9 protein-coding genes are annotated in these 11,903 nt (G+C 38.1%); 6 read left to right on the forward strand and 3 right to left on the reverse strand.

Going from position 1 to position 11,903, the window contains the following annotated elements; genetic code table 11:
• Positions 1-49: 49 nt before the first annotated feature.
• The 6 genes from SOM16_RS05550 (at position 50) to SOM16_RS05575 (ending at position 9,112) form a co-directional block, all read left to right on the forward strand.
• On the forward strand, positions 50-1,030 hold the full coding sequence (locus SOM16_RS05550; protein ID WP_320462995.1) for a tartrate-resistant acid phosphatase type 5 family protein: 981 nt from the start codon (positions 50-52) through the stop codon (positions 1,028-1,030).
• 45 nt (positions 1,031-1,075) lie between these two features.
• Complete coding sequence (locus SOM16_RS05555) at positions 1,076-2,302, forward strand: DUF5009 domain-containing protein (protein ID WP_320462996.1); 1,227 nt, start codon at positions 1,076-1,078, stop codon at positions 2,300-2,302.
• Position 2,303: 1 nt separating this feature from the next.
• Positions 2,304-4,511, forward strand: coding sequence for an alpha-N-acetylglucosaminidase (locus tag SOM16_RS05560; protein ID WP_320462997.1), 2,208 nt, complete (start codon positions 2,304-2,306; stop codon positions 4,509-4,511).
• Positions 4,512-4,695: 184 nt separating this feature from the next.
• Positions 4,696-6,939, forward strand: a complete 2,244-nt coding sequence (locus tag SOM16_RS05565) for a GH92 family glycosyl hydrolase (RefSeq protein WP_320462998.1) — start codon at positions 4,696-4,698, stop codon at positions 6,937-6,939.
• A 115-nt stretch (positions 6,940-7,054) separates the two neighbouring features.
• Positions 7,055-8,764: a lysine--tRNA ligase gene (gene lysS / locus SOM16_RS05570; protein WP_320462999.1), complete on the forward strand. Its 1,710-nt coding sequence runs from the start codon at positions 7,055-7,057 to the stop codon at positions 8,762-8,764.
• Positions 8,765-8,899: 135 nt separating this feature from the next.
• A complete protein-coding gene (locus SOM16_RS05575; RefSeq protein WP_320463000.1) occupies positions 8,900-9,112 on the forward strand; it encodes a hypothetical protein in 213 nt (70 codons plus the stop codon).
• Between the two features lie 93 nt (positions 9,113-9,205).
• Here SOM16_RS05575 and SOM16_RS05580 read toward each other — a convergent pair whose 3' ends face one another.
• The 3 genes from SOM16_RS05580 to SOM16_RS05590 form a co-directional block, all read right to left on the reverse strand.
• Positions 9,206-9,760 carry a pyridoxamine 5'-phosphate oxidase family protein gene (locus tag SOM16_RS05580; protein WP_320463001.1) on the reverse strand — a complete coding sequence of 185 codons (555 nt, stop codon included), beginning with the start codon at positions 9,758-9,760 and terminating at the stop codon, positions 9,206-9,208.
• A 181-nt stretch (positions 9,761-9,941) separates the two neighbouring features.
• Positions 9,942-11,189, reverse strand: coding sequence for a sodium:proton antiporter (locus tag SOM16_RS05585; protein WP_320463002.1), 1,248 nt, complete (start codon positions 11,187-11,189; stop codon positions 9,942-9,944).
• Positions 11,190-11,337: 148 nt separating this feature from the next.
• The gene (locus SOM16_RS05590) at positions 11,338-11,877 is read right to left on the reverse strand and encodes a DUF2892 domain-containing protein (RefSeq protein WP_320463003.1); all 540 of its coding nucleotides are present in this window, start codon (positions 11,875-11,877) and stop codon (positions 11,338-11,340) included.
• Positions 11,878-11,903: the final 26 nt, after the last annotated feature.

Genomic DNA, 11,903 nt, shown 5'->3' on the forward strand with positions numbered 1-11,903 from the left:
TTCTTTTTGATTAAGACTTATCTCGAAAAAATTACTCAAATTCATCTCTATGAATAAACGATTACTATTTTTATTACCACTACTCACTTCTGCCTCATTATATGCACAGGTATTAACGAGAACCCCATCTGAAAACTTAAGTGTAACCAAAACACTTACCAAAGAGCCAACTGCATTGAATTTCATTGCTATGGGCGATTGGGGCCGAAATGGCGCTGATCATCAGAAACAAGTAGCTAAGCAGATGGGCCTTACCGCTGCTGAAGTGAAGGCACAGTTTATTATTTCTACTGGCGATAATTTCTATCCAAGTGGCGTAATCAGTCCACAGGATCCCTCATTTAAATATTCATTTGAAGATATATATACTGATTTTTCGCTTCAGTGGGATTGGTATGTTGTTTTGGGCAATCATGATTACAAATCCAATCCCGATGCACAGGTAGCATACTCCAAAATCAGCAGAAGGTGGAAAATGCCAGCGCGTTATTTCACAAAAAAATTCCCAATCAATGGCGACCTCAATAATCAAGTACTGATTGCTTTTATTGATACAAATCCCTTGATACCTGAATTTTATAAAAATGCAGAATATGGTCCTAATGTTAAAGGGCAGGATACAACCGCACAAAAGCGTTGGTTGGTTAAAACACTGGATGATAAAGATCCGTCTGTCAAATGGAAAATAGTGGTTGGTCATCATCCTATGTATACCGGCGGAAGTAGAACAGATGGCTATGATACCAAAGCTATCAGAAGCTCATTGAAACCTATATTAGATCGTTATGGCGTAGATGTTTACCTAACCGGCCATGAGCATAGTATGCAATACCTTAAACCAGAGGGTAAAACCCATCATTTTATTTCTGGAGCAGCTTCAGAAAAAACACCTGTAAAGCTTATTCCAGAGGCACAAATGGTGGCTTCAGAATACGGTTTTATGTTATTTTCAGTAACTAATAATCAATTGCGGGTACAAGTTCTTAATGATGAAGGATATATTATTTACAGCACATTGATAAAGAAATAATGGTGCAGAAACACATCAACTGCTTAGTTTTTCACAAGCGCTAAGATGAATAGAAACGAAGATCAAAAACCTGCCATTCCTACTGCTAAAAGCCGACGACTTGTTTCACTTGATGCGTTAAGGGGTTTTGATATGTTCTGGATTGTAAGCGGAGAAGGGATTTTTCATGGATTGGCCAATGGCATTAAAGAAAAGCATAGCCTGATCCAAAATCCTATTGACTGGAGAATTGCTACAAATGAAAATCTTTCCTTGCTGGAGAGAATACTGGTGGGCATCAGCAATCAACTGCACCATTCTCCCTGGAACGGATTTACCTTTTACGATTTAATCTTTCCGCTATTCATCTTCATCTCTGGCGTGTCGATGCCTTTTTCTTATCAAAAATACTTCGATAATAAAACGAATGGCATTGATACTTCAAGAGCCATTTACTTTGCTTTAATCAAACGGACGTTGATTCTGGTTTTACTGGGTGTTATCGTGAACGGCCTCTTCAAATGGAATGGTTACGAACACACTCGTTTTGCAAGCGTATTGGCCAGAATCGGACTCTCTACATTCTTTGCAGCAGTAATTTACCTTAACTTTTCTCTGCCAAAACAAATTATCTGGTTCTTTGCTATCCTAATCGGCTATTATTTATTGATGATTACTGTACCTGTTCCGACATTTGGCGCAGGGAGTTTAATGCCAGAAGGCAATCTTTCTGCTTATATAGACAGGTTATTTTTACCAGGCAAACTACACCGAATAGTATATGATCCTGAAGGATTGTTCAGTACTATTCCTGCGATCTGCTCTGCCATGCTGGGTATTTTTGCTGGTACTTTTATCAAATCAGCTTCTCCCCTTTTCACACCACATAAAAAAGTATTATACCTCTTGGTTGCCGGGGTAACTAGTCTGCTTCTCGGTTTAGCATGGGGGTTGATTTTTCCAATTAATAAAACTTTATGGAGCAGTTCTTTTGTGTTTTTTGCAGGAGGCTGGAGCATTCTGATTTTCGCAGTTTTCTATTACATTATTGATGTAAGCGGAATCAGAAAATGGAGCATTCCATTCATTTGGATGGGTACCAACTCCATTTTGATTTATGTCTGCGCACATGGACTCTTCAATTTTGAATCTACAGCTCAGTTTTTATTCGGCGGTATGATCAATTTCATTCCGCTAATCTGGCAGCAAGCCGCCCTATGGACTGGCGTATTGTTTGTACAATTATTTCTACTCAAGTTTCTCTACGATAAAAAGTGGTTCTTAAAAATTTAATATGAAATTTAAACTGATATTATCTACTGCATTTCTCCTCCTTATATCTGGCAGCGTTTTTTCACAGGCATATCTATCATCATCCGATGAGCTGATTGAAAGAATCTTACCAAAACAGCACGATGCGTTTGTTACCGAAGCAATTGCCGCAAAGAATGGCATGGATGTTTTCGAAATCGAAAGTAAAAACAATAAAATTATTTTAAGAGGAAGTAGTGGTGTAGCACTCGCTTCTGCTTTTTATCATTACCTCACCGAATATGCGCACTGCCAGATTACCTGGAATGGCACCAATTTAAATATGCCAAAAACGCTTCCTACACTTGCACAAAAAGTAAGAAAGGAAACGCCCTATGAGTATCGCTATTACCTGAATTATTGTACTTTTAACTACAGCATGAGCTGGTGGGACTGGGAAAGATGGGAAAACGAAATTGACTGGATGGCGCTGCATGGCATCAATATGCCGTTGGCGATTACCGGAGAGGAATATACCTGGTATCTTTTATACAAAGAAATGGGCTTTTCTGATGAAGAATTAAAGGGATTCTTTACCGGGCCTGCTTATTTCTCCTGGTTCTGGATGGGCAACATCGATGGTTGGGGCGGCCCGCTACCAGTAACCTGGATGAAAAGTCATTTCGAACTGCAAAAGAAAATTTTAACCAGGCAACGTGAGCTCGGAATGAAGCCGGTTTTGCCTGCTTTTACCGGGCATGTACCGGCAGCTTTCAAAAGTAAATTTCCCAATGCCAAATTAAAGGCCACCAACTGGACTAATGGCTTTGCCGATACTTATATTCTAGATGCTGAAGACCCTATGTTTGCCACGATCGGAAAAAAATTCCTTCAAAAACAAACAGAACTTTTAGGCACAGATCACCTTTACTCCGCAGATACCTTCAACGAAAATGAACCACCATCTGCAGAACCCGAATTTTTAAGTAAGCTAAGTGCACGAATTTACGATGGCATGTCTGCCGCAGATCCAAAGGCAATTTGGGTAATGCAGGGCTGGCTTTTTTACAGTGACCGGAAATTCTGGAAAGAGCCGCAAACGGAAGCCTTGCTAAAAGCAGTACCAAATGATAAAATGATTCTATTGGATTTAGCTACGGAGATTGAACCAGTTTGGAAACGCACCGAAGGGTTTTATGGGAAACCATGGATCTGGAACATGCTCCATAACTTTGGCGGCAATACTAATTTGTTTGGTCGGATGGATGTAGTTGCAACTGCACCTGCTGCAGCTTTAAAAGATCCTAAAAGCGGAAAAATGAGTGGTATTGGCCTTACCATGGAAGGTATAGAGCAAAATCCTGTTTTATATGAGCTGATGATGGAAAATACCTGGCAATCCTCTCCTATTGACTTAAATACCTGGCTACCAAAATTTGTTTTTAACAGATATGGAAGCAAAGATGTAAATGCATTAAAAGCGTGGGAAATTTTAAGAAAAACTGTTTACAACGTTCCTGCGAACAAATATATCAGAGATGGTGCTGAATCGATTATTCAAGCCAGGCCAACTTTAGATTCCCTCACCCGCTGGGCAAATACTAAACTTAACTATGAGGCAAAAGACTTGCTACCCGCCTGGGATGCCTTAATAAAAGCTATACCCAACTGCAAACAAAGTGATGGATTTCAATACGATATAGTTGACCTTACCAGGCAAGTAATGGCAAATCATGCTTTAGCTATTCAACAGAAAGTAGTTACCGCTTATCAAAAAAAGGATCTGAAAAATTTTAAAGTAGAAAGCCAAAAATTTATTGGGCTAATTGGCGATATGGATAAACTACTGGCTACAAGAAAAGATTTTTTACTTGGCCCCTGGGTAAGTGATGCCAGAAAATGGGGAACAAACGCAGAAGAAAAAGCTTTGTATGAGTTTAATGCAAAAGACTTGATTACACTCTGGGGCGATAAGAAAAGTCCGCTGAATGAATATGCATGTAGACAATGGAGTGGTTTGTTAACTGATTTCTATAAACCCAGATGGGAATTATTTTTTAATCGTGCTGCGTCTGCAATCAATCAAAAAACAACACTGGATATTAATAAATTTAACGATGAGGTAAGCGAATGGGAATGGAAGTGGGTAAATCAAAGAAAAGATTATCCGGTTAATCCGATAGGAAACCCAGTTCAAATCTCAGTTGAAATGCATACTAAATATCGTATACTGATGGATAAAGCGCATTAGCCAAAAAATACCATTCAAATAGCTAGAAACCAACACCTTAAAGCCCAGAGTTTGAATTAGATTTTGAACAAAAAAGAATTATTAAAATACTTTCGTAGTTTACAAAAAAATTGAACCAAATATGCCCATTTCAGCACAAAGCAATAAGAGATGCTATACATATAAAAACAAAATTAAGTGGGCAATGATTTCCGCCTTCCTGTTTTTACAACTGATTACGCTACAAAATCTAGCGTTCGGTCAACAGGCTTCTCTCGTGAAATATGTTCAACCTTTCTCTGGTACTTCGGCCAGCACTACCATGGCCAGTCAACACATTGAAGATAAAACAGAGCGATTGGCAAATACCATTCCTGCTGTGGCGCCTCCATTTGCCATGACCCAGTGGACACCACAAACCCAGCTTAGCGAGACAAAATGTCTGGCCCCTTACTACTATAGCAATAAAAAAATCTATGGATTCAGGGCTACCCATTGGATTAGCGGCTCTTGTACCCAAGACTATGGCAGCTTCACCATCATGCCAATTTCAGGCAAACTAAAAACCAATTGGGCAGAAGTTGCTGATGATTATCGTCATGATGAAGAAGTTTCAAGTCCTGATTATTACAAAATAATTTTACCAAAATTCCAGCTCCAAACAGAAATAACGGCAACACTACGTAGCGGAATCATGAGGGTTACCGCTTTAAGAGCAGATAGCGTTTATATTTTAATCAGTCCGAACAGCGATCAAAATAAAGGCTTTATTAAAGTTGACCAGGAAAAAGGAGAGATTTCTGGCTACAACCCTGTTCACCGCATTTATCAGGGTTGGGGTCAAGCAGCGGGCTTCAGCGGTTATTTTTTTATCAGGATTCAAAAATCATTTAACAAAAGTGGTTCTTTTACCGAAGGAACAATTACAAACCAACCCTCCATTACAAATAAAAAAGATATTGGCGTATTTGCAGGATTTAAACTTGAAAAAGGCGAACAACTGATTATTACCTCAGGCACTTCTTTTACCAGTATCGAAGCCGCAAAACTTAACCTGGAAAAAGAAATCCATACGGCCAATTTCGATACCATTCGTGCGAAAACAAAAGCTATTTGGGAAAAATCCCTATCACAGGTAAATATTATAGACCGTGATGAAAAGAAGAAAAAAATATTCTATACCGCTATGTACCATGCGCAGCAGCATCCAAGGCTTTTTAATGATATAGATGGCAGTTATCCTCAATTCGCAGGAAATTATCAGATCAAAAAGATAGTCAAAGGAAACTACTACGATGATTTTTCGATGTGGGATATTTATCGTGCCCAGCTCCCCTTAGTTGAATTATTACAGCCAAACCTGGCGAACGCATTTGTCAATTCATTAATTCTTAAAGGCACACAAGGTGGATGGCTACCGATTTTTCCATGCTGGAACAGTTATACAGCAGCCATGATCGGAGACCACAGTACAGCTTTCATCGCCTCTGCATATAATAAGGGTATTCGGGATTATGATACTGAGGAAGCTTACCGGCTGATGAGGCAGAATGCTTTTGAAATGCCCGATTCTACCGATTACTTAAATGGTAAAGGGCGGCGCGGGATTAACAGCTATTTAAAATATGGCTATATCCCAATGGAAGACAGCATTCCAAATGCCTTTCATAAAAAAGAACAAGTAAGCCGAACGTTAGAATATGCTTATGATGATTATGCACTTTCGACAATGGCTAAAGACTTAGGTAAAAACAATGATTATAATACACTGGCTAAAAGGGCATTAAATTACAGAAATGTTTTTGATTCGGCGGTTGGCATGGTGAGGGGAAAATACATAAATGGCGATTGGTATAGCCCCTATCTTCCCGATCACCGCGAACCTTACATTACCGAAGGAACCCCCAGACAATACACTTTTTATGTACCACATGATATGCAAGGCCTGATTTCTTTGATGGGTGGAAAAAAGCATTTGGAAAATGAACTTGATTCGATCTTTAATAAAAAAGAATACTGGCATGGAAATGAACCCGGGCATCAGATTCCGTTTTTATACAACTATACTTCCGCTCCCTGGAAAACACAAAAACAGGTTGCAAAGATCTTGGCTGACGAATATGACGAAGGTGCAGGTGGCTTAAGTGGTAATGATGATGCGGGGCAAATGTCGGCATGGTATGTTTTTGCGTCACTCGGATTTTATCCGGTAGACCCGGTTTCCGGGATTTATCAAATTACGAGTCCATCATTTAACCAAACTATAATTTCCCTTACAAAAGGCCTTAATCTGAATATTAAGACGATTAGACCAACCAAAAATTCCATTTATATTTCAAAAATTATTTTAAATGGAAAAGCATTGCGTCAAAATCAAATTACACATGATCAACTGTCGAATGGAGGAAATCTGACTTTCTATCTTCAGGAGAAACCAGCTTTGAAATAAAAATACCTTTTGCAGATTACTTAAGCCTGTTCTGTATTTTTTTAAGCGATGACAAATATGGTGAAGTGCTGCGATTATATTTTCAAAATCATTACTTTTGCAAAAAATACCCGAAATGAGTATAGGATTATCAGAACAAGAAATATTACGACGCGAGTCGTTAAAACAACTACGTCAATTAGGCATAGAGCCTTATCCTGCAGAAGCTTACGATGTTAATGTGACTGCAGCTGATATTTTAGCCAACTACGAAAACGATAAAACAGCATATAAGACTGTATCATTAGCAGGCCGTATTATGGGCCGTAACATCATGGGCGCAGCATCTTTTGCTGAAGTGCAGGATTCTACAGGCAGAATTCAGGTTTACCTGAAGCGGGATGAACTTTGCCCTGGCGATGATAAAACTTTATACAATACGGTATTTAAAAAATTATTAGATATCGGCGATTTCATTGGTGTTAAAGGTTATGTATTTACTACCCAAACCGGAGAAATTTCCATCCATGTTACAGAATTCAAGGTTTTAGCTAAATCTATAAAGCCGCTTCCAATAGTGAAACGTGATGACGAAGGGAACGTTTATGATGGCTTTACTAATCCGGAGTTGCGTTATCGCATGCGTTATGTAGATTTAACGGTTAATCCAGATTACAAGCAAATTTTTATTAAGCGCAGTAAGGTAATCAACACCATGCGCAATTACTTTGATGAGCAAGGGTGGATGGAAGTAGAAACCCCTATTTTACAGCCTATTCATGGTGGTGCCGCTGCACGTCCGTTCGCAACACACCACAATACTTTAGATATGCCACTTTATTTGCGGATTGCAAATGAATTGTATTTAAAAAGATTAATTGTTGCTGGTTTTGATGGTGTTTATGAGTTCGGTAAAATGTTCAGGAATGAGGGAATGGACCGTACCCACAACCCGGAATACACCTCAATGGAAATATATGTAGCCTATAAGGATTATATCTGGATGATGGCTATGGTTGAAGAATGTTTGGAGAAAGTTGCAATAGCGACCAATGGTTCTGCAGTGGTTAAAGTAGGAGAAAACGACATTAACTTCGAAGGTCCTTACGAAAAATTGACCATGTATGAATCTATCCAGAAGTATACAGGAATTGATGTTTCTGCAATGTCTGAGGAACAATTACTTCAAACCTGTAAGGAATTAGGAATAGAGACCGATTCTACTATGGGGCGTGGAAAGTTGGTAGATGAAATTTTTAGCGATAAAGTAGAGGCAAATTTAATTCAACCCACATTCATTACAGACTACCCGATAGAAATGACGCCGCTTGCTAAAAAGCATCGTTCGGCTGAAGGCCTGGTAGAGCGCTTCGAAATCTTTGTTAATGGGAAGGAAATTGGTAATGCATATTCAGAATTAAACGATCCGATAGATCAAAAAGAGCGTTTCGAAGATCAGTTAAAGCTAGCCGATCGTGGTGACGCAGAAGCAATGGCTATGGATGACGATTTCGTTCGTGCTTTAGAATATGGAATGCCTCCAACATCGGGTTTAGGTTTTGGTATTGACAGGATTGTGATGTTGATGACCAATCAGAGCACCATTCAAGAAGTTTTGTTCTTCCCGCAGATGCGCCCGGAAAAAAAGAAGATTGAAATGACGGCTGAAGAAACTGAACTTTACACTTTGGTTAAAGAAGGCGAACAATCACTTCTTACCGATGTAAAAGCAAAGTTAACAGACTGGAGTAATAAGAAGTGGGACACTACGCTGAAAGCTTTAACCGCTAAAAATATTTTAAAAGTAACGAAGACAGATGAAGGTCTGTTTTTATCGCATAAATAACGCACAAGCTGGCTGATGATGCAATAAAGCATGTGCTGTTAACATAAACATAACATAAATTTAAAAGGCTTGCTAACAACTGTTTAGCAAGCCTTTTCTATATTTACAGCAATTGATAATTAAAATCATTGCCTTATGAATATTTCAAGTTTAGAAATCAACGAAAGTGAATACTGCATCAAACTAAGTAAAGATGCTTTTGATTTAACGCTGGTACGCCAATTAATAAAAAGAATTCAGGCTGAAGCGTTATTCTTTTCCAGAACTCAACCTGATGAAGATGATATATTAAGTAAAAGATCTCAGAGAGAAGAACTGGAAGGTTACGACAGTCTGGATGATAAATAGGTTAAAGGTTTCGGGTTACAAGTTTAGGACATACATGGCGAGACATGCGTTGATCCAAAATATGTAACTTTTGACCTTTAACCTTTAGTAATTTTAGTCGATATCCAGTGATCCTTCTACAGAATCATCCATTGTTTTTCCGGTCACCACAGAAGCAGCCATTTTTAGGAAAGCAACTGCAGTTCCGTTTTTAGTATCCCAGTAATAGCCTTCTGACGGGATTACCTTAATCAAAGTGATGTTGGGATCATCTTTACCACCCTGGAACCATGTTTTGAGTAGAGGAGTCCACAGTTCGTCTATTTTTGCCTGATCTCTGCTGATTTCCGAAATTCCATAAATATTTACAAATCCAGAGTGTGCTCCAGCCTGGAACAAAAGGTGTGTAAATGGATCTGAAGAAATCTCATCATTTTTATGACTGTCTTTTAAGCTCATGAACCAAAGATTTCCTTCGTCGTCTACCTGTTGAATAGCCATTGGCCTAACAGATAAAGGTACGCCTGTTTTAATGCTCGTACAGAAAAAACAACTTTCTGCCTTTTCAGCAAGGTCTCTAAGTTTCTCAACGGCTTCTTTTCCGCCTAAATCCTGAATATTATCTTCTTCCTGAGTATTGTTAGTACTTCCTTCTTGTGATGTTGCCATAGATATGTATTTTCTATAGACTACAAAATATTTTTAGATTTGGTTTTAACTATTTCTGAAATAAAGAATAAGCGATCTGATAAAAAGAACGCTTTAATACGCAATTAAAACATCTATAATAATAAACAAAATTCAACCTGCGACCAAGAAAGATGAGTAACGATGAACCAAAAAAATCAGCCTAAACCTCTTCTACAGATAGCACTCGTTTAGCCAGCTTACCAACTGTTAAACCCTGTACAATTATTGAAAATACCACCACAAAATAGGTAATTCCAACCAGCAAAGGTTTATAAGGGCCTTCATCCATGGATAACACCAGTGCAATGGAAACCCCTCCACGCAGGCCTCCCCACACCAAAACCTTAATGGTGCCACTGCTAAATTTATTTTTAAAGGGAATCAATACCACAGGGATATAAATAGATAAGAACCTGGAGAAAAGTACAATGATAATGCAGCAAATACCAATTAACCAATAATCTGTAATGTTATGAATGATTAATAATTCAAATCCGATGAAGAGAAATAAAATTGCGTTTAAAATCTCATCAATAAGTTCCCAGAATTTATTCAGGTAATCTTTGGTAATGGTAGACATGGCTGTACGTTTACCATAATTACCTATTACAATTCCGGCAGCAACCATAGTTAATGGTCCGGAGATGTGAATGGAATGTGCAATCAAATACCCACCCATTACAACCGATAAAGTGATGAGTACGGATACTTTATAGTCATCTATCTTTCTCATTGCATTTGAAGCACCTAAGCCTAAAATTGTACCCAATGCAAATCCACCTAAAGCTTCTTTAATTAACAACCATGAGATGTTGGTAAAGCTTATATCAATATCACTTCCCTGAGCCAACTGAAGAATTACAGCAAATATTACCACAGCAACCCCATCATTAAAAAGCGATTCACCAGCAACTTTAGTTTCCAGGGATTTTCTTACATTGGCATCTTTCAAAACCCCCATTACCGCGATCGGATCTGTTGGTGAAATGAGCGATCCAAACAATAACGCATAGATGAAAGGAATTTGAAAACCTAAAAGTGGTGCAATGTAAAATACCAATGCACCTACCGCAAAAGTAGAGATGACTACACTTACGGTAGAGAAAATAATCACAGGAGCCCGCTGCTCCCTAAGATCGATTAAGTTGATATGTATGGCTCCGGCAAATAACAGAAAGTTTAACATAGCGCCCATCAGCACCTCAGTAAAGTCAACATCCTGAAGCAAAGTAGAAAAATGATCAAATGTTTTTGGAAACAAACTCCCTGTTAATACCAGTACGATTGAGCTTAACATCGCGATAATCATGATTCCTATGGTGGAGGGAAGTTTGAGGTATCGTAAATTTAGATAGGAGAAAAAAGATGCTAAGACAATGAGTACAGAGAAGGAGTAATATAATTCCATAAATATTTAAAGGATCGGTAAAACCACAAAATATTAAAAAATTTCGACTAGCCTAAAATATTTTTTAGATTATGACTTTAATTAGTTATGAAATGAGCAAAAAAAAAGCCAGATAAATCTGGCTCTTAAATCTTAATATGATAATTGATTAGCGATAACGAACTTGCTGTTGCTTGTCCATCATACCCATCTGATCTTTCATTTGCTTAATTTGATCGGCCAGCAATTTGCCCTTATCAGCTTTTTTAGCTTCAGCCAAATACATCGTGGCTTCACGTTTATTCCTTTTCGCCATTGCTATTCCGGCTAGACTTAATTTGGCCAATGCAATATTATGATCCATTTGCATGCCTAAACTTAAAGCAGTTTTAAAATATTTTTCTGATTTCATTGGTGCAGTTCTACTTTCAATCAAACCAATCAATAAATTATAGTAACCATGTTGTACTTTTATTAACTGACTTTCATAATTAGTAATGCGGTCTAAAAACATTTTTGCTTTTGGCATATTGTCCTTTCTTAAAAACCATTGGGCTAAAAGCATGTTCTCATTAAAGAAGTAGGTAACCAATACAATCAGGCCTAATAAGATGGCGATAATGCCCCATGGCCAGAAGCCGAAAATAAATAAAGCTACTGCGCCACCCAGTAAAGCAAACCCCGCAATTAATCTGATAAAATTTGGCATAAAATTTATTCTAATTATTTTTTTTT

It is taken from the genome of Pedobacter sp. CFBP9032 (assembly GCF_034045265.1).
Lineage (GTDB): Bacteria > Bacteroidota > Bacteroidia > Sphingobacteriales > Sphingobacteriaceae > Pedobacter.

What these genes read in the sequence shown, in the direction of transcription:
- SOM16_RS05585 (WP_320463002.1), bottom strand. Translation starts at nt 11,189, where the DNA reads ATGGAATTATATTACTCCTTCTCTGTACTCATTGTCTTAGCATCTTTT.
- SOM16_RS05555 (WP_320462996.1), top strand. Translation starts at nt 1,076, where the DNA reads ATGAATAGAAACGAAGATCAAAAACCTGCCATTCCTACTGCTAAAAGC.
- SOM16_RS05565 (WP_320462998.1), top strand. Translation starts at nt 4,696, where the DNA reads ATGATTTCCGCCTTCCTGTTTTTACAACTGATTACGCTACAAAATCTA.
- lysS (WP_320462999.1), top strand. Translation starts at nt 7,055, where the DNA reads ATGAGTATAGGATTATCAGAACAAGAAATATTACGACGCGAGTCGTTA.
- SOM16_RS05560 (WP_320462997.1), top strand. Translation starts at nt 2,304, where the DNA reads ATGAAATTTAAACTGATATTATCTACTGCATTTCTCCTCCTTATATCT.
- SOM16_RS05590 (WP_320463003.1), bottom strand. Translation starts at nt 11,877, where the DNA reads ATGCCAAATTTTATCAGATTAATTGCGGGGTTTGCTTTACTGGGTGGC.
- SOM16_RS05550 (WP_320462995.1), top strand. Translation starts at nt 50, where the DNA reads ATGAATAAACGATTACTATTTTTATTACCACTACTCACTTCTGCCTCA.
- SOM16_RS05575 (WP_320463000.1), top strand. Translation starts at nt 8,900, where the DNA reads ATGAATATTTCAAGTTTAGAAATCAACGAAAGTGAATACTGCATCAAA.
- SOM16_RS05580 (WP_320463001.1), bottom strand. Translation starts at nt 9,760, where the DNA reads ATGGCAACATCACAAGAAGGAAGTACTAACAATACTCAGGAAGAAGAT.